The sequence below is a fragment of the Agathobaculum sp. TL06 genome, assembly GCF_054658635.1.
In genome coordinates, this window is sequence record NZ_BAAGGY010000071.1 from 1 (window position 1) to 449 (window position 449).

At 47.0% G+C, this 449-nt stretch carries 1 rRNA gene; it reads right to left on the reverse strand.

The annotated features are described in order from the left end of the window. Positions 1-449, reverse strand: a 23S ribosomal RNA gene (locus ACYQ3S_RS15675); the annotation flags it as partial.

The window sequence follows — 449 nt, forward strand, 5'->3', positions numbered from 1 at the left end:
CCTTGGGCGGACGAACCTTCCCCAAGAAACCTTAGATTTTCGGCCATTATGATTCTCACATAATTCTCGCTACTTATTCCGGCATTCTCACTCGTATAAAATCCACCAGTGCTTACGCTCTGACTTCGCCTCTTATACGACGCTCCCCTACCCAATGCATTACTGCAATGCCTAAGCTTCGGTTTCATGCTTAGCCCCGTTACATTTTCTGCGCAAAACCACTCGACCAGTGAGCTATTACGCACTCTTTGAATGAGTGGCTGCTTCTAAGCCAACATCCTGGTTGTCTTCGCAGTTTCACATCATTTTCCACTTAGCATGAATTTGGGACCTTAGCTGTAGATCTGGGCTGTTTCCCTTTTGACCACGAGACTTATCTCACGTAGTCTGACTGCTATTCATCAATTAGCCGGCATTCAGAGTTTGATAGGGTTCGGTAACCTCGCGGC